The sequence below is a fragment of the Arthrobacter sp. K410C genome (assembly GCF_059090105.1).
In genome coordinates this window covers 166,888-185,917 of sequence record NZ_JBNHFJ010000002.1, presented here as the reverse complement: position 1 = coordinate 185,917, position 19,030 = coordinate 166,888, and the positions used below count along the sequence as shown (strand labels likewise).

The 19,030-nt window shown below is 66.2% G+C and carries 8 protein-coding genes; 1 reads left to right on the top strand and 7 read right to left on the bottom strand.

Annotated features, from left to right (window positions below):
• Positions 1-6: 6 nt before the first annotated feature.
• The 7 genes from AC5RU7_RS05775 to AC5RU7_RS05745 form a co-directional block, all read right to left on the bottom strand.
• The gene (locus AC5RU7_RS05775; RefSeq protein ID WP_009356297.1) at positions 7-978 is read right to left on the bottom strand and encodes an AAA family ATPase; all 972 of its coding nucleotides are present in this window, start codon (positions 976-978) and stop codon (positions 7-9) included.
• A 76-nt stretch (positions 979-1,054) separates the two neighbouring features.
• On the bottom strand, positions 1,055-7,165 hold the full coding sequence (locus AC5RU7_RS05770; RefSeq protein WP_494051487.1) for an Ig-like domain-containing protein: 6,111 nt from the start codon (positions 7,163-7,165) through the stop codon (positions 1,055-1,057).
• Between the two features lie 163 nt (positions 7,166-7,328).
• Positions 7,329-13,499 carry an Ig-like domain-containing protein gene (locus AC5RU7_RS05765; RefSeq protein WP_494051486.1) on the bottom strand — a complete coding sequence of 2,057 codons (6,171 nt, stop codon included), beginning with the start codon at positions 13,497-13,499 and terminating at the stop codon, positions 7,329-7,331.
• A 119-nt stretch (positions 13,500-13,618) separates the two neighbouring features.
• Positions 13,619-14,743 (bottom strand): adenylate/guanylate cyclase domain-containing protein, encoded by a 1,125-nt coding sequence (locus AC5RU7_RS05760; protein ID WP_494010549.1) that lies wholly within the window; start codon positions 14,741-14,743, stop codon positions 13,619-13,621.
• On the bottom strand, positions 14,733-15,332 hold the full coding sequence (locus AC5RU7_RS05755) for a PH domain-containing protein (RefSeq protein WP_494051485.1): 600 nt from the start codon (positions 15,330-15,332) through the stop codon (positions 14,733-14,735). Before AC5RU7_RS05755 ends, AC5RU7_RS05760 begins: the two co-directional genes overlap by 11 nt.
• Positions 15,325-16,233: a biotin--[acetyl-CoA-carboxylase] ligase gene (locus AC5RU7_RS05750; protein WP_494051484.1), complete on the bottom strand. Its 909-nt coding sequence runs from the start codon at positions 16,231-16,233 to the stop codon at positions 15,325-15,327. Before AC5RU7_RS05750 ends, AC5RU7_RS05755 begins: the two co-directional genes overlap by 8 nt.
• Positions 16,234-16,323: 90 nt before the next feature.
• The gene (locus AC5RU7_RS05745; RefSeq protein ID WP_494051483.1) at positions 16,324-17,211 is read right to left on the bottom strand and encodes an SDR family oxidoreductase; all 888 of its coding nucleotides are present in this window, start codon (positions 17,209-17,211) and stop codon (positions 16,324-16,326) included.
• Positions 17,212-17,437: 226 nt separating this feature from the next.
• On the opposite strand from AC5RU7_RS05745, the gene AC5RU7_RS05740 reads away from it, so the two are divergent.
• A complete protein-coding gene (locus AC5RU7_RS05740) occupies positions 17,438-19,021 on the top strand; it encodes an acyl-CoA carboxylase subunit beta (RefSeq protein WP_494051482.1) in 1,584 nt (527 codons plus the stop codon).
• Positions 19,022-19,030 lie beyond the last annotated feature (9 nt).

Genomic DNA, 19,030 nt, shown 5'->3' with positions numbered 1-19,030 from the left:
CGGCCGTCAGGCGTTGGTGCGCTGCTGCGGAGCGGCGACGTCTGCGAGGATCCGCGTGAGGACTGCTTCGGCCGTCGCGCCGGAGAATTCCGCCTCGGGGTCCATGACGAAACGGTGGGTCCAGACCACCGGGGCCAGTTCCTTGATGTCATCCGGAAGCACGAAGTTCCGGCCCTGGGATGCGGCCCAGACCTTGGCGGCCCGCACCATGGCGAGCGCACCGCGCACTGAGACACCCAGCCGGGTTTCAGGCGCGCTGCGGGTCTCCTCGCAGAGTCGTGAGATGTATTCCAGCACGGCCGTGTCCACGTGCGCGGTGGCGGCGAGGTCTGCCATGTCGGCGACAGCCTGGGTGGTGATCACGGCCGGCAGTTCCTTGGACCGGTCCTTGACATTGGATCCGGCCAGCAGGCGCACGGTGGAGGCGTGGTCCGGGTAGCCGATGGAGGTCTTGATCAGGAAGCGGTCCAGCTGGGCCTCGGGCAGGCGGTAGGTTCCTGCCTGCTCGATGGGGTTCTGCGTCGCCATCACCATGAACGGCCGTCCGGCCGAGTAGGTGACGCCGTCCACGGTGACCCGGGATTCCTCCATGACTTCAAGCAGCGCGGACTGGGTCTTGGGCGAAGCCCGGTTGATTTCGTCGGCCAGGACGATGTTGTTGAAGATCGGGCCCTTGTGGAACTCGAACTTCTGCGTCTTCTGGTCGTAGATGGTCACGCCGGTGACGTCGGAGGGCAGCAGGTCGGGGGTGAACTGGATGCGGTTGTTTGAGCCCTGCACAGTGGCGGCGAGGGCGCGGGCCAGGGAGGTCTTGCCCGTGCCGGGGGCGTCCTCGAACAGGACGTGCCCCTCGGCGAGCATCGCCGTGAAGGTCAGCCTGATGACGTGCTCCTTGCCGAGGACGGCCTGGCCCACATTGGCAACGAGTTTTTCAAACGTGTCGGCAAACCAGGCGGCCTGCTCGGTGGTCATGGTCATGGGTAGCTCTTCCTCTTCCTGGATCAAGGTCTTTGCGGGGCCGGACCGGCTCCGCTGCTGTGGTGGTGGCGCGCGCCTAGCGGTTGGGCATCCCGGCCGGCGGGTTGCAGCCAAGGCTGGAGGTATCGCAGCGGATCCAGTTGCCGGCCGCCATCCCGGAGGTCAGGTGGTACCAGATGCCACTGGGATTGTTCGAGGTCTTGTACCAGACCTGGTAGCGGTCAGTCTGCACGGCGGCGCCGGCGTCCAGCCATTTGCCTTCGCCGTTGCACTGGGACGGGTTTCCGGCCACGTAGCTGTCGGTTCCCTTGCGCGGTTCGGTGCAGCTGCGGACTGGTGTCGCCGTGATGTTCCACGACGTGGGCGGCGGAGGGGTGGGGTCGGCGCCGGACCTGGATGTCACCGGTCCGCCAATGGCACCGTTCACAATGGTCACCGCGCGCACGCGGAGCTGGCGGGCCTGGTCCCAGCCGCCGGCTGAACGGTCGTAGCGGTTCACCTTGCCCACGTTGATCCAGCCGCCGCCCTCGTAGCTGACCTCGTAGTGGCTCAGCGGCCGGCCGTTGGTATTGGGGTTGTTCCAGGTCCAGTGGACGTCGCCGTCGCCCTTGGCCGACGTGCCGCCGTCGATGTTGGGGGCGTTCGCCGGTCCGTAGGGGTTGCCGGTACCAATGGCCTTCGCGTCACCGGACATACTGTTCTTGGTGGACGTGGCGATGATGGTGACCGTGATGTCCCTGCCGTTGGTCAGGCTGCCGATGGTTCCTCCCCCGGCATTGATCGGTCCGCTCCGGCCGTCGGCGTTGTAGGAGTACGTGATTTCAGCTGCGGTGGAACCGTTGCGCTGGGCATCCGTCAGAGGAGTGAAGGATACCTCCAGCTGTCCGCTGGTACCCGTGGCCTTCACGGTTCCGCCGTTAACCTGGCCGGGTTTACCCGCAGCCCGGACAGCCGCGGACGGCGCGCTGGTTCCGCTGGTCCCGGCTTTGTTGGTGGCGGAGACCGTGAAGGTGTAGTTGGTCTCCGAGTTGTCCACCGTGACGTTCTGGGTGGTGTCCGCCACCTGCTGGGTGGCTACCACGGCACCGCCGCGGAGGGTGGTCAGCGTGTACGCGCTGACCGCGTCACCATTGTTGTTGGGTGCCGTCCAGGAAACCCTCATTTGGCTTTGGCTGCCCACCGGCTGAACCTGCACGGCGGTGGGTGCCGCCGGCGTGGCCGGCACTCCCGCCGGCACCTCTGCTGCCGAATAGGGGCTCCATTCTGATGGTTCCTTGGCGTCGTTGCGGGCCAGGACCCGGACCTTGTAGGAAACGCCGTTCTGCAGGCCCTTCCACACGTAGCTCACGGCGGTCAGGTTCTGGACCTGGGCGTTCTGGCCGGCGGGCGGCGGTGATATCTCCAGGTCATAGGACTTGACCGGGGAGCCTTTGCTGGCGGGCACCGTCCAGTTGATGGCCAGTTCCCTGTCGCCAAACTTCAGCTGCGGCGCGAGCGGAGTATCGGGCTTGACGTCCGGGCGTACTTCCGCGGAGGCCGGAGAGCGGTCCGACTCGCCGAACTCGTTCGTGGCCGTGACCTGGAAGTGGTACTTCGTGTTGTTGGTCAGTCCGTTGAGCGTGCAGGTGTTGGCGGGGCAGTCCTGCTGGAAGCCGCCCTCGCCGTAGACCGTGTACCTGGTGATAGCCGAACCGCGGTCTGCAGGCGCCGTCCAGGTCAGGAGAGCGGTCTGGTCCCCCACGCTTTGTGCCTGCGGCGTGGAGGGGGCCTGCGGTTTGTCCTTCACCGTGAGCCTGACCCGGGCAGTTGCCTGCCGGGACGTGTCCCCCGTCTTGTCCGCGACCGTGTAGGAGACCACCATGGTTCCGGTGAAGCCCGGGGCGGGGGTCACCACCACGGAGTCGCCGTCGACGTCCACGTTGCCGCTGCCGGTTTCCGTGCCGGCGGCGATGATCTTCAGCGGCGTTTCCGGGAACGGATTGGCATCGTTCGCGAGCACGTTGACCTTGACCGGCTTCCCTGCTGCCGCGTTCGGCTCCAGGTCGTCGTTGGCCACCGGCTTGGGCCGGTTGGAGGCCGTGACCGCGAGCTGGTACGTGGCCGTTGCTTCCAGGCCGCGGGGGTCCCTTGCCTTGACCTGCAGGGCGCCGCTGGTGCCGGTGCCGCTGGAATCGGCTGCGGACACCTTCAATGTCCGGCCCTCGATGCTGGCACTGAAGCCCGCGGGAGCTCCGCCCACCAGCTCATACTTCATCTTCTCGACGTCGTCCCGGTCGGGATCCGAGGTCAGCTTGCCCAGGTCGGCGCTGGCGGAGTCACCCTTGGGAACGTCCAGGGAAGCGCCGAGAAGCTCGGGCGGGTTGTTGCGGTTGGGGTCGGGCAGCACCTTGGTGCGGATGCTGAGGGTGGACTTCAAGCCCGCAGGATCGTCCGGCCCTGACCCGTCGGTTACTTCGAAGGTCAGGGAACCCGGGCCAATGTAGTCGGTTCCGGCCGTGTACTTCAGCCCGTCGCCGTCGCCGATCATGGGGTTGCTGCCGTCGGAGCCGATCAGCTTGATCCTGTCGGCCTGGGTCAGGCGGGGTGAGCGGCCCTCCCGGACCTTCACCCATTCGTCCAGGTCGACGTCCACGGACTGGCCGGCGATGACCTCCAGGACTTCGTCCTTGGCCAGGGTAGGCACCTGCTGGCCGAGGCCGGGGACCCAGATGACGGCTGTGGACTGCTGGCCGTCCACGTCCTCAACCGTGTAGGGGATGAGCTGCGGCTGTTCCGTCAGGTCCACAACCATGTTGCCGTCAGCGCCCGGCCGGGCGGTGGTGGCTTCGGTGCTGACTTTGAGGTTTTCACCGACGCCGTCAGGGTCTTCGTCGTTCTTCAGGACGGGAACGTCGACGGCGGTCTTCCCCATGGTCTGGGCGGAGGTTACGCGGTCGTCGCGGGCGATGGGGGCCTTGAGCGGCACTTCGGGATCCACCACCACGCGGATGGTGGCCTGGGCGGAGGCGTCCCTGTCGTCGGCGATGGTGTAGCGGACGTTAACCGTTCCGGCCTCGCCCGGGGCCATGAGCAGGATCCGGCCGCTGGCCTTGCTGACGCTGGCCTGCAGGGCCGGGTCCGCCCCGATGCCGTCAATGAGGATGCGGATCAGGTCGCCGTCGGGGTCGGTGTCGTTGCCGGTGGCGTCGACGGCGATCTGCCGGCCGGGGCGGACGCGCACCTCGTCGTCCACGGGGGTGGGTTTCTGGTTGACCTCGCCACGGGGGGCGATGCCAACCGTGACTGTGCCGGTGTTGACGGCTCCTTGGCGGTCCACCACCTTGTACCGGAAGGTGTCGGTTCCGGCGCCGTCACCGGCTGCCGTGAAATCAATGAAGTTGCTGCCCACCGTGGCGGTGCCCATGGCAGGCGTGCTGTCGATGCCCGTGAGCTGGACGGAGTCGCCGTCGGGATCGATGCCGTCCAAGGGGACGGGGATGCGCACGGTACCGGATGCCACCACGCGGGCGGTGAGGTTGCGCGGCTGGGGCCGGGTGTTTTCAGCACCTTCCAGCGGAAGGATGTGGACGGTGACCGCGGCGGCGCTCTTCTGGCCCTGCGGGTCCACGGCGTTGTAGATGGCACGGACTGTCTTGGGCTGGCTGCCGGCGATGAAGCGGAGGGTGTTTTCCGAGACGAAGCTCTTACCGTCGAGGGGATCCACGCCCTGCGGCAGGACCGGGTCTACAGTGAGTTCCTGGCCTTGCGGGTGGGTGTCATTTTCGAGCACCGGGATGGTGACGACGTCGTTGACCCGGACGTTAACTTCGTCCGGCTTGGGCTGCGGAGCCTCCACGACGGCCGGGGCCGGGACGGGGACCACGGACACACTGCCTGTGGCGGACTTCTTGCCGTTGGACATGGTGTATTCGAAGAGAATCGGGTCCTTGGTCCCCAGGATGTCCGTGATGCGCAGGACGCTGTGGTTGATCACGCTGACCGACGCTGTGGAGTTTTCGGGCAGCTTCACCGACTGCAGCACCAGGACGCCGCCGGAGGGATCGGAGTCGTTGGCGAGCGGGTCCAGCAGCACGCTGCCGCCGGTGGGCATCAGGGCGACGTCGTGGACTGCAACCGGGTTGCCGGCCTCGTCCCCGGATTCCACGTCCACGCGGATCAGCCCCTGGCTGCTCTGCGGCCCGTTGCTGGCGATGTAGGTCAGGTAGACGGGCCCGGGTGTGGTGCTGCGGAAAGTGAAGGTGCCGCCGTCGGTGACGGGTCCCAGGTCCGCCGGGCCGTTTGCCTCAACCTGGGCGAGCCGGAGGGCGCCGCCGTTGGGGTCGACGTCGTTCTTCAGCGGGGAAACCACCAGGTCCTGTCCGACTACTGCCGTGACGTAGTCTGCGTTGACCACCGGGGCCAGGGCGCCCGGCGGCTGCACGTTGATGATGACTTTGCCGGTCACCGTCGCACGGCCGTCCCAGATGGTGACCTCCACCGTCTTCTTGCCGGCTGTGGCACCCGAGTCCTGGAACGTGAGCAGGCCGTCGCGGCGGACTTTGACCTGGTCCTGGTCATTGTCCGCCCTGGCGTCCAGGAGGACCAGGTCGTCGCCGTCGGGGTCGAGCCAGTCCGTGAGGATGTTCTGGCTGACGGTCTTGCCCTGTTCAACCAGCATGGTGGTGTCGTCCCCGCGTTTGAACTGCGGAGGCTTGTTCTCGTCCGCGCCTACCACGTTCAGCGTGACCTGGCCGCCGGCGGAGAGGCCGCGTCCATCGGAGGCGTTGTAGTTGAACGTCTCAGTACCCGGCTTGGCGTCAGCAGGCACCGATATCTGGAACGCGGTGCCGCCGTAGATGTTTTCGAGGGTGCCCGCCTGCGGGCCTGAGTCAGCCAGGGCCGCGGTGAGCACGTCGCCGTCGGGGTCCGAATCGTTGTCCAGGACGCTGAGGATGGTGGTGCGCCCGGGGCGCACGCCGACGGCGTCTGGTTTGGTTTCCGGCGGACGGTTCGGTTTGGTGCGGTCCGGCAGGACGTTGATGGTGTTGTTGTCCGCGGACTCCTGGTCCTGTTCGTCGGATTCGTTCTTGGGCGGGATGACGTCGTCCCAGTTGTTGACCAGCTGCATGTTCTGGTTGACCAGCCACACATTGCCGGAGTTCACGTCATTGAGGACCACCAGGTCCCGGTTCACCCGGAACACATACGACGGCGACGCACTCGCCCTGGGCACATCCACATTCTTGTCATCACCATCATTGACACAGTCACGGACATACTTGTTCGCCCCCGACCACGCCGCATGCACGCACCCGCCCAACTGCACCGGGGCAGCCGGAACACCCTCACCACCGAACCCCACCGTCTTCGCGGTCCCGCCATCCAACGGCTGCTTCAACAACGCCTTCGGCGTGGCAACAGCAACAAAATCACTGCCCGGACCCGCCTGCTGCAACTTCGCATCCCGCGCGTTCTCCAACTGCAACCGCTTACCACCCGGCAAAAACAGGCTCCCCGCCGCCGCATCCAACACCACCGGCCGGTCCCCCACCACCGTGATCTGCAGATCCCCCGCACCCTTCAACGCACCCCACGTCTCGGACTCCGAAGACGTCACAACCCCGTTCGCGTCCACCCCGGTCACCGTCACCGTCCCGGCCTCCGGGTCCGCCGAATAAATCCGGTCATCGGCACCCACCGCGGACACCGTGCCCTCCGAACCCACCAAAACCGGCTCGGACGCTTCCTCATCAAAACCATTAATCGTGGACGGCGACACCGCCCACACCTTGCCCGACGCCGCATCCGTCACCGAAATAACCTCGGAACCAAAACTCACATCCGCAGCCCCCGGCAACTGCTTATCCCCACCCAGGCGCATGTTCGCCGGCGAAACCTGGTTCAACGTCGAACCAGACTCATCATCAACAAACACATCCCCCGCATCCTGAAGAATGTCAAACGTCGTCGACGCCGGCGTCACCGCACCATCCAAAACCCGCGACGGATAATTCAACCGCCCCACCGCGTTCTTCGACTTCGACACCACCCACACACCACCGTCATTCAACTCCACCTCAGTGGTCTTAAACCCCGGATAGAGCACGGCGCCGGTCACCACGACAGCCACGGCGGCACCAAAAGCGGTACCGTTGACGATTCTCTTGTGGCGCCGTTTGAGCCCAAGTTTCCCCAGCAGACTTGTCACAGCGTTATGTTCCTCAGATTGTTGCGGTGGCCCCCAGGCCTGCACAGCGGAAAGCCTGGTATTGGGCTCCCCGTTTCCCGGGAAAGCCTACCCAAGGGCCTGGCGGGACGCGATGGGGAGGCCTCCCCCACCGCCTGGCCTGCCGCTCCAAGAGCTTGGCGTGTCAGCATGGCGGCACCCCTACGTTCCCGGGTTCGCCGAGGGTGGTGGAACCTGCCTTGACATAGCGCCCCACGTTGCTGGCCGAGCCTGCCTCAATCCGATACCAGGTGCGGATCGGGTTGGGGGTCCAGTGGTCGCTTTGGATGATGTAGCAGCGGACCACCAGGGTGTGCTGGTCGGCGACATAAAGCCAGGGCGGCTGGTGCGCGTTGATGCCGTCACAGTCGTAGTACGGCGCGGGCCGGTAGTTGGCGCCGCCCAGGGTGTAGGTGCAATCCCTCACGAACTTCGGATCCGCCGAGCTGAGCCGGGTGGTCCACTCACCCCTCTTGCCCGACGTGGCGGTCGCACTGACCTGCGGGCTTCCGGTGCCGAGGGAGTTGAAGGTCTGCACGGTGATGGTGCGGGACTGCTCCCAACCGCCGGTGTTGATCGTGCGGCTGCCGGATGGCGCTACCGTTTCCCAGCCGCCTCCGCTGATCTGGATCCTGGTTTCGGCGACGTCGTTGGTGGACGTTGAGGGTGAGGACCAGCTGAGCGTGACGGTCTGGTCGTTCAACCGTCCATTGGTGCCGCTGGCTGACGGTGTGCCGGGTGAACCATAAGGCGTCACCCGGGCGGGCGCACTGGCGTCGGAACTGGGGGCAACCGTGGAGACCGCCGTGACGGTGACGGACAGGGCCTGCCCGTTGGTGAAGCCGCCCACGGTCTGGCCGGGGCTGATGGGCCCGCTTTGTCCGCCGGCGGAGTACCGGTAGCTGACTTCCTCGGCCCGGGAACCATTGCGCTGGGCGTCGGTGAGCCGGTTGAACTGGATAGTGATGTGCCGGCCCGCCCCTTCCGTGTTCGCGGGCGTGGCGCTGACGCCGGTCACCTGGGCGAGCTTCCCGGTGGCCCGTCGGGGCGCGGAGGGCGGGCTGTCGGCGCCCTTGCCGGCTTTGTTTTCCGCCTGGACCGTGAAGGTGTAGCCCGTCTCCGAGTTTTGCGCACGGAATACGGCGGTGCGCGTTGTTCCTGCCACCACCTGGGTCTGGGGGGCAGCACCGCCCCCGCTCATGGTGACGTAGTAGTTCCGGATGGGATCCCCGTTGGTGTCAGGTTCAGCCCAGTCCACCCGGATCTGGTTTTCGCTGCCCACTGCGGAGGCCACTGCCGTGGTGGGGGCAGCGGGTGCAGCGGGAAGTCCGGCGGGATTGTCCTCCACAGAGTAGATGCCCCAGTCAGAGGCACCGAGTTCATTGACCGCCTGGGCCCGGACCCGGTACTTCACGCCGTTGGTCAGGCCGGTCCAGGTGTAGTTCAGGCCTGCCACTTCGTTCCTGACTGCCACGCCGTTGGCCGGGGGCGGAGAGATCTCCAGGTTGTAGTGCTTGACCGCGGAGCCTTCGGTCCTGGCGGCGGGCCAGGTGATGACCATGTCCTCGTCGCCGGCCTTCACGGAGGGCGCTTCCGGGGGCGAGGGCTTCTCATCCGGCCGGATCTCGTTCGAGGCTGCGGACGGCTGGGACTTGCCCACCTCATTTTCGGCGATGACCGTGAAGACGTACTTGACGTCGTTTGTCAGGCCGGACAGCGTGCAGGTGGTGGTGGGGCAGGACTGTGTAAAGCCGCTGTTTGATTCAACCCGGTAGCCGGTGATGGCGGCGCCATTGTCCGACGGCGGGGCCCACTTGAGCACGGCCGTCCGGCTGCGGACGTCGGTGGCGGTGGGCGCCGACGGCGCGTCGGGCACGTCGCGGACGGTGAGGCGGAGGCGGCCGGTGGCCTGCCTGGACACGTCACCGGTCTTGTCCACCACCGTGTAGCGGACCACCAGCACGCCCTTGAAGCCCTGGGCCGGCGTCACGGTGACGTTGTCGCCGTCGAACGTTGCCTGGCCCGCGGCGGACCCGGTTTCCACGCCCGCGGCCACGATTTTCAGTGGCGCGTCAGGGAAGGGATTTCCGTCGTTGCCGAGGACATTGACCGTTTCAGCCTTGCCGGCATTGGCCTTCTCCACCGCGTCATCGTTCGCGACGGGCATCGGCCGGGTGGAGGCGACGTGGCGCGCCGCAATGTTCGCTCTGGCGGCCGGGGACCTGCCATCGCTGACCCGGACGGGAATGTTGCCGGTGAACCCGGCAGCCACCGAGGTTTCGGCCCGGACTTCCAGGACCGAGCCATTAACTGTGGCCGAGAAGCCAGCCGGGAGCCCGCCGTCGAGCTCGAATTTCAGGTTGCCCTTATCCTGCTCATCAACGTCCGTTGCCAGCGGGCCAAGGTCCAGCCGTGCCGTTTCTGCCTTGGGCACGTCCAGGGTTGCTCCACTGAAGGTGGGCGCGTGGTTGGCGTTGGGATCCGGGATTACCTTCGTCATGACCACCAGGGTGGATTTCAGCCCGTCGGGATCGTCAGGGCCGTTGCCGTCGGTGACTTCGAAGGTCAGCGAGCCAGGACCAACGTAGTCCGGCTTCGCCGCATAGCGGAGCGCAGTTCCGTCCCCGGCGATGATGTTCTCAGGTGAAGCCCCCTGGACCTGCACGGAATCCGCCACCGTGATGCGGGGCCGCTTTCCTTCCCGTACCCGGACGTACTCGTTGAGCTGGAGGGTGACCTCCTTCCCCGCCATCACTTCCACGGTCTCAGTCTTGGCCAGGCTGGGGTACTGGGCTCCCTGCCCGGGGATCCACATGATTGCTGTTGAACTGAGGCCGTCCACGTCGGTGACAGTGTAGGGAATGAGCTGGTCCTGCGGAGACAGGGCCACCACGACGTTTCCAGACCCGCCGTCCCGGGCATTGGGGTTGCCGTCGGGAAGGCTGATCTTGAGGTCTGCTGCCACGCCGTCGGCATCGGAATCGTTCTTCAGCACCGGCACATCCACGGCGGTCTTGCCCAGGGTTTCGGCCGGGGTGACCCTGTCGTCCTTCGCTGCGGGCCGCTTCAGCTCGGCGTCGGGACTGACGCGGATCCGGACGGCGGCGCCCGCCTCGGCCTTCTTGTCGTCCTGGATGCCGTAGCCGATGCTGGCGTTGCCTGCCTCCGGCGGGGCCGTGAAAAGCACCTTGGAGTCCTCGGTGGCTTCCACCTGCAGCCCGGGCAGTGCCTCGAACGCGTTGGAGCGCAGGGCGATCGGGTCGCCGTCGGGGTCCGAATCGTTGGCGAGGACATCCACTGCGACCTTGCGCCCCGGCCTGACGTCGATGAAATCCTCCACCGCGATGGGGTTCTGGTTGTTCGCCTCCGGGGGCGCGATGCCCACGATGACGGTTCCCGTGTTTTCGGCGCCGATCCGGTCCCGTACCCGGTACGTGAAGGTATCGGTGCCTTTGGCGTCACCCGCGGCGGTGAACTCAAGGTAACCATCCCTAACGGTGGCAGTGCCCAAGGCCGCGGCCTTGTCAATGCCGGTCAGCTGGACGGAATCGCCATTGGCATCAATGCCATCCAGCGGTACCGGGATCTTCACGGACATCCCGGACACGACGCGGGCCGTCAGGTTCTTCGGCTCCGGGCGCGAGTTGTGTTCGTCGTCCCGGGCCTGGATCCGGATGGTGACCTGCTGGGAGTCCACCTGCCCCGTATCGTTGCGGACCTTATAGATGGCGTAGACCGTCTTGGGCGCTTCACCCGCGATAAAGCGGAGCGCGTCTCCGGAAACGAACATCCGTCCATCCGCGGCCTCGGGTTCCTGGGCCAGTTCCGGCACCAGGGCCAGTTCTCCCCCGTTGGGGTCTGTGTCGTTGTCCAGGACGGGAATGGTCACCACGTCGCCGGCCCGCACTGTGGCTTCGTCCGGCTTGGCCTGCGGGGGTTGGAGTTTGGCCGGCGCAGGGACCAGCAGGACGGCGATCTCGCCACTGGCCGAAGAGCGCCCGTTGGAGATGGTGTACTTCAGGGTGAGCTGGCCCTCGGCACGGATGTCCGTCACGCGGATCACCGAATGGTCCAGGACCGAAACGCTAACGGGAAGGCCCGAATCCGCCGTGACGGACTGGACCACCAGGACGCCGCCGGAAGGATCGGAATCGTTGCCCAGCACGTCCACCAGCACGCTCCCGCCGGTGGGCAGCAGGGCGATATCGCGCACAGCTACGGGCGCGCCCTCATTGTTGCCGGGAACGACGTCGACGCGAACCAGCTGCTGGGCGCTGGCGGGGCCGTTGGTCACCAGGTAAGAGACGTAGTGTGCGCCCAGGACCGCGGAGTTGAAGGTGAAGGTTTGCTGGTCCGCCCCGAGCGTGGCGGTTGACTGCTCATCGGTGCCGGCCTGGGCAAGGCGCAGGGACCCGCCCTGGGGGTCGGTGTCGTTCTTCAGGGGAGCGATCACTGTGTCAGTACCGGCAACGGCGACGACGTGGTCGGCGTTGGCTACGGGCGGCAGGGCTCCGGGTGGGCGGACGTCAACGATGATCCGTCCCTCGGCGGTGGCCGTGCCGTCGGAGATCCGGACGGTAAGGGTCTTGCGGCCGGGCGCCGTGCCGGAGTCCTGGAAGGTGAGCTGGCCGTCCGGCCTAATCCGTACCTGGTCCAGCGGGTCGGGGCTGGACACGGCTTCCGCGAAGAGGTCGTCGCCGTCGGGGTCGATCCAGTTGGTCAGGATGTTTTGGGTAAGGGTCCTGCCCTGCTGGAGCACCAGGGTGGTCTCGCGGTTCGGTTTCTGCTGAGGTGCCGAATTTTCGCCCGCGGGCACCACGCGCAGCTGCACGTCGGCAGTGGCGGACAGCCCGCGGCCGTCGTCCACGGTGTACTGGAAGGAGTCGGCGCCCGTCTTGTCGGCGGGTACGGAGATCTGGAATCCGGTATCGCCATAGATGCCGGACAGGGTTCCCGATTTCACCTCGGCCGGCGGGCGGAGGGTGAGGATGTCGCCGTCGGGGTCCGAATCGTTGTCCAGGACCGGCAGGATGGTTGTTTTGCCGGCCCTGACACCGAAGGAGTCAGGCTTGGCCGTGGGCGGGCTGTTGGGTTTGGTGCGGTCGGGAAGGACGGTTTGCTGGACCTCGTCGGCTGAGTCCTTGTCGGCGTCGTCAGACGTTTCCTTGGGCGGGATGACGTCGTCCCAGTTGTTGACCAGCTGCATGTTCTGGTTGACCAGCCACACATTGCCGGAGTTCACGTCATTGAGGACCACCAGGTCCCGGTTCACCCGGAACACATACGACGGCGACGCACTCGCCCTGGGCACATCCACATTCTTGTCATCACCATCATTGACACAGTCACGGACATACTTGTTCGCCCCCGACCACGCCGCATGCACGCACCCGCCCAACTGCACCGGGGCAGCCGGAACACCCTCACCACCGAACCCCACCGTCTTCGCGGTCCCGCCATCCAACGGCTGCTTCAACAACGCCTTCGGCGTGGCAACAGCAACAAAATCACTGCCCGGACCCGCCTGCTGCAACTTCGCATCCCGCGCGTTCTCCAACTGCAACCGCTTACCACCCGGCAAAAACAGGCTCCCCGCCGCCGCATCCAACACCACCGGCCGGTCCCCCACCACCGTGATCTGCAGATCCCCCGCACCCTTCAACGCACCCCACGTCTCGGACTCCGAAGACGTCACAACCCCGTTCGCGTCCACCCCGGTCACCGTCACCGTCCCGGCCTCCGGGTCCGCCGAATAAATCCGGTCATCGGCACCCACCGCGGACACCGTGCCCTCCGAACCCACCAAAACCGGCTCGGACGCTTCCTCATCAAAACCATTAATCGTGGACGGCGACACCGCCCACACCTTGCCCGACGCCGCATCCGTCACCGAAATAACCTCGGAACCAAAACTCACATCCGCAGCCCCCGGCAACTGCTTATCCCCACCCAGGCGCATGTTCGCCGGCGAAACCTGGTTCAACGTCGAACCAGACTCATCATCAACAAACACATCCCCCGCATCCTGAAGAATGTCAAACGTCGTCGACGCCGGCGTCACCGCACCATCCAAAACCCGCGACGGATAATTCAACCGCCCCACCGCGTTCTTCGACTTCGACACCACCCACACACCACCGTCATTCAACTCCACCTCAGTGGTCTTAAACCCCGGATAGAGGACAGCCCCTACGACCAGGAGGGTGAGGACGAGGCTGAAGACGGTGCCGGTAACGAGGCGGGAACGGATCAGGCGGCTGCTGAAGGGCACGGCGGAGGGCGCAGTTTTGGCGCGCGCGTGTCCGCGGAATTTCATGGAAAGACTTCCCCCAGGTTGAGTCCAGCGCCCGTCGGCTTCCGGCTATGCGGCAGCAGGGCACCACCAATATAGCCCCTAAGGCCAACAAATGGATAAACTCCCGGTGAACCCGGCAGTCAGTCGAGCACCAGCCCCTTGCCCAGCCCGCGGGTGAGGCGCACCGGCCGGATTTCGCCGAAGCCGCGAACGTTCTCCGGCGGCTGGGGAACCATCACGAAACGCTCGTCATGCTCCAGCGCAGAGGCGGTCATGGAGTCCACCAGCACCGTGCCCGGATCGGCCAGCGTGGTCAGGCGCGCGGCGAGGTTGACGGTGGGCCCATAGATGTCCCCAAGCCGGGACAGGATCCGTCCCCAGACCATCGCAACCCGGGCCTCGGGAAGGATTTCGTCTTCCGTGAAGGCCTGGGCGAGGGCCAGCGAAATCTCGGCGCCGGCAGCAGGGGTTTCCGCGATGTAGAGGACTTCGTCCCCCACGGTCTTCACCAGCCGGCCGCCGCCCACGGAGATGATCTCGGCGCACTTGTTTTCAAACCGCTGGACCAACCGCGCCAGCGTTTTCTCGTTCATGCGGCGGGACAGGCTGGTATAGGACACCAGGTCGGCGAAGCCCACGGCGCGGGCCAGCGGCAGCGGCGCGTCATCCTCGTCACCCTCCCGGCCCTCTTCGCTGGCCTGCAGGCCGGCCTCGGCGCGCACGGCGAGCCGCTGCACGCCGGCGTTGAGCTGGCGCCGCCAGGAGTAGACCAGCACTTCCTCAAGCGCGTCCACCAGGGTGGGAAGTTCGTTAACCAGGCGTTTACGTGCCACGGCGTCGGTGACGCCCTGTTCGTGGACCATGTCCTCCACGAGGGCCTCGATCTGCCACACCACCATCCGGTCCGTCATCTGGCCGATGGCCCGGGTGACGGAAATGGCGGCTTCCTCGGTGAGCTTTCCGGTGCGGACCAGGTCCACCACGGTGGACAGGGCGGCCTGGTCCCGTTCGGTGAAGGCGACGTCCTCGTCGCCGAAGTTCGGGAAGCCGAGGGCGCGCCAAAGCTTGCGTGCGGACAGCAGGGACAGTCCGGCCCCGGCAGCCACTTCACGACGGCGGAGCTTGCGTTCCCCGCCCAGGAGCCGGGCTTCCAGAGCCTTCATGGCCAGCCGCTCCGCGGACATGGTGCCGGTGGCCGGGTTAGGGTCCGTGGCGGGCGGCGGCGCTACGGGGTCGACGCGTTCCTGCTGGTCCTCATCGGTCATCCCGTCCACCTTCTCTCATGTCCCACGGCAAAGCTTCGGCGGGGTAGTGCGTTGCGCCGCCCGGCTGGGCATCACCTTCGTCCGGCAATTCCCCGATGGCATCGAGGATGAATTCCCTGAACCGGGCCACCTCCGGCACGTCCTGAAATATGACCACGCCCTGGTACCCGGTTTCCAAGGATATATTCCCTGAGCGCAGGAGGCGTTGCAGCACCGTTTCGTGGACAGTCAGGTTGCGGATCCAGGCCAGGTCCACCTGCTGGTCCCGCCGTTTGAGCCGGCCGTACCTTGCCACCATCCTGCGGCTGGTCAGGGTGTAGCGCGTGCTGTGCCAACGCAGCAGGCGGGGCAGGCAATAGCCCAGCCACACCCAGGCCACGGCACCGGCGCAGGCAGCCACCAGCCAGGGGGTCCACTGGGGAGTGAGGAAGGGCACATAACGGCGGGCCTCGCCCCGGACGATCCAGGCGGAGGCGAAGGCGGCAAGCGCGGGTGACACCACAAAGGCGAGGGCGGCTCCTGCCAGCTTCCTCGGCTGCGGGCGTGTAGTGACAATCACCTGTTCGCCCGGCGCGAGGTCTTTACGCATAGCCGCCTTGGCCGGCGTCGTCAGGGGACGTCCAGGGGCGCAGGTGCACCACGTCCCCGGCGGTCACCACGTGCTCCCGGGAATCCTTATCCACCACCAGCAACGAGCCATAGTCGTCCAGCCGCGAGGCATGCCCAATGATCTCGTGGTCACCGGGCAGTTGCGCCCTGACCTGCTTGCCCAGGGTGGCCATCACGGCTTCCACGCGCTTGTGCAGGGACGGCCCGCCGGCCATCCCCGCCGCGGGATCGCCGTCGGCGTTGCAGAAACTGCGGTAAAGAACGGCGAAATGCGACAGGTAGCTTTTCAGGAGCAGCGTCCTGTCGGTGGTGCGGGCACCTTCCAGGGCAACGGAAGTGGCAGTTGGAACGGGCAGCTCGCCCTCACGCAGGGTGACGTTCAGGCCCGTCCCGAGGATGACCGGCGGCACGGTCCCGTCCCCCATGGGGCCAAGCTGGGCCAGGATGCCGGCAATCTTCCGGCCGCGGACCAGGACGTCGTTGGGCCACTTGAGTTCTGCGGGAAGGCCGGCGGTTTCCAGGAGGGTCTCCCGCAGGGCCAGCGCGGCGATCAGCGAGAGCCAGGAATAGCTGTGGGTGGGCAGCGGCCTGCCGTCGGCGTTGACGGGCCGCAGGACCACCGACACGGAGATGGAACTCAGCGGCGGCGCTTCCCAGTGCCGGTCAAGGCGCCCCCTGGCTGCTGTCTGGTATTCCGCGGTCAGGACGGACATATCCGGCCACGCCTGGGGTTCGACAGTGACTGCGCGGAGGAGATCCGCGTTGGTGGATCCCGTGGAGTCAACCACCTCCATCCGGGGAATCCCGGCGGCGGACAGGAAGCGCTGGTCATCCAGGTCCCAGCGGTTGAGGGGGGTGCCCGGGTTATGCGCGTCATCCATGCCTAAATCCTAGCGAGCCAAACGCGCCCGGGAGGAGCGGCCGCCCAAACCGGACGCGGCGCGTGCCACGTCCGGTAGACAATGCGGCTGTTAGAGGAAGATGTCCGGAACCAGCTGGTCTTCGGGCGCCCCGAGGCTGTACGCACTGAAATCACCGACCCCCGCGGCCGCCAGGACCTCTTCATCCGTGTAAAAGTTGCCGCTCGTCATGCCGCCCGCGCCCAGGTTGCTGCCGGTAAGGACAGCATGGGCGGCGTCGGCCATGATGGCCGGTCCCCGGGCGGCCCGGACCATCACGTCGCCGTGGGGCATGTTCCGGATGGCGGCTGTGTCTATGAGCGTGCAGGGCCAGAGCGAGTTCACCCTGATCCCGTCGGCCTTCAGCTCTTCCGCAAGCCCCAGGGTGGTGAGGCTCATGCCGTACTTGGCCATGGTGTAGGCCAGGTGTTTGCCCGCCCAGAAGGGGTCGAGGTTCAGGGGCGGCGAAAGGGTGAGGATCTGGCCCTGCCCGGACGCGCGCAGCGCGGGCAGCGCGAGCTTGGAGAGCAGGAACGTGCCGCGGACATTGATGTCCTGCATGAGATCGTACTTCTTCATGTCCACGTCACCGGTCCGCGAAAGGTCGATGGCCGAGGCGTTGTTAATAACGACGTCGATACCACCAAACCGCTCAACCGCGGCTTCAACCGCGCGCGCGACGTCCTCGTCGCGGCGCACGTCGCCCACGAGGGGCAGGGCCTGGCCGCCGGCTTCCTCCAATTCCCCGGCCGCTGTGTGGACCGTGCCGGCGAGCTTGGGGTGCGGCTCCCCCGTCTTTGCCATCAGGACGATATTGGCGCCGTCCCTGGCGGCGCGGAGGGCGATGGCCAGGCCGATGCCGCGGCTTCCGCCGGAGATGAGGAGGGTCTGTCCGGAAAGCGAACCCGAAGCGCGGTAGGGGCTTCCGGTGGTCTGCGCAGCGTCATTGCTCGAAGTCATCTGCCTACTGTAACCCAGTAAAGTTACCGGCGAGTAACATAGTGGTGCGGCTGGAGGCACGGCAGAAAATTGTAGGTTCCCTACAGCTGCGGGCGCCCAAAGCGTTACTAGACTTGCCTGCAGGGTTCGACCTTTGTGTGGATGCTACTTAAGCTCCGCCCCGGCGTAACCCGCCAGCAACCAGAGCGCCACGAAACACAATCTGCAACAGAGCCGGAGATACCTGATGAGCCACGATCTGACCACGACAGCGGGAAAGATTGCCGATTTCCGCGACCGGCAGGCCCGTGCCGAGCAGCCCTCCGGCCCCGAAGCCATCGAAAAGCAGCACGCACGCGGCAAGAACACGGCCCGCGAACGCATTGGCCTGCTGCTGGACGAGGACTCGTTCGTGGAGTTCGACGCACTGGCAGTGCACCGCTCCACAGCATTCGGCATGGAGAAGAAAAAGCCCCTGGGCGACGGCCTGGTGTCCGGCTACGGGACGGTGGACGGCCGCCTCGTGGCCGTATACAGCCAGGATTTCTCCGTCTACGGCGGTTCCCTGAGCCAGGTCAACGGCGAAAAGATCGTCAAGGTGCAGGAGTTCGCCCTGCGGAACGGCTGCCCCGTGGTGGGCATCCTGGACGGCGGCGGCGCCCGCATCCAGGAAGGCGTCGCTTCGCTGGCCATGTTCGCGGACATCTTCCGCAACAACGTCCACGCCTCGGGTGTTGTCCCGCAGATTTCCATGATCATGGGCCCGTCCGCCGGCGGAGCGGCCTACTCCCCCGCCCTCACCGACTACGTGGTGATGGTGGACAAGACCTCGCACATGTTCATTACCGGCCCCGACGTCATCAAGACCGTCACGGGCGAGGACGTGGACATGGAGACCCTGGGCGGCGCCCGCCAGCACAACGCCACCACCGGTACCTCCACCTACCTGGCCCCGGACGAAGGCGATGCAATCGAGTTCGTCCGTGAACTCCTGGACTTCCTCCCCTCCAACAACCTCTCCGAGGCCCCGGTGGTGGACCACCAGCAGGAACTGGAGATCGACGACGACGACCTCGCCCTGGACACGCTGGTCCCGGATTCGGCCAACCAGCCCTACGACATGCGCGTGGTGGTCGAGCAGATCGTGGATGACGGCCACTTCCTGGAAATGCAGGCCCTCTACGCACCCAACGTCATGATCGGCTACGGCCGCGTGGAAGGCCACACGGTGGGCATCGTAGCCAACCAGCCGCTGCAGTTCGCCGGAACCCTGGACATCGCTGCCTCGGAGAAGGCGGCCCGCTTCGTCCGCCACTGCGACGCCTTCAACATCCCCATCATCACCCTCGTGGACGTGCCGGGCTTCCTCCCCGGCAAGGACCAGGAGTTCCAGGGCATCATCCGGCGCGGCGCCAAACTGCTGTACGCCTATGCCGAGGCCACCGTTCCCAAGCTCACCATCATCACCCGCAAGGCCTACGGCGGCGCCTACATCGTGATGGGCTCCAAGAAGCTCGGCGCCGACCTGAACCTTGCCTGGCCTACCGCCCAGATTGGTGTCATGGGCGCGCAGGGCGCCGTCAATATCCTTTACCGCCGCGACCTCACCGCGGTTGCGGAGGCCGGCGGAGACGTGGAGGCGCGGCGCGCCGAGGTCATCCGGCAGTACGAGGAGGAACTCCTCAATCCCTACCAGGCGGCCGAGCTCGGCTACGTCGACGCCGTCATCGCACCCTCCGATACGCGGGTGCAAATTATCAAGGGGCTCCGCGCGCTGCGTGACAAACGCGCCAGCCTCCCCGCCAAGAAGCATGGGAACATCCCGCTGTGAGCATCGAAG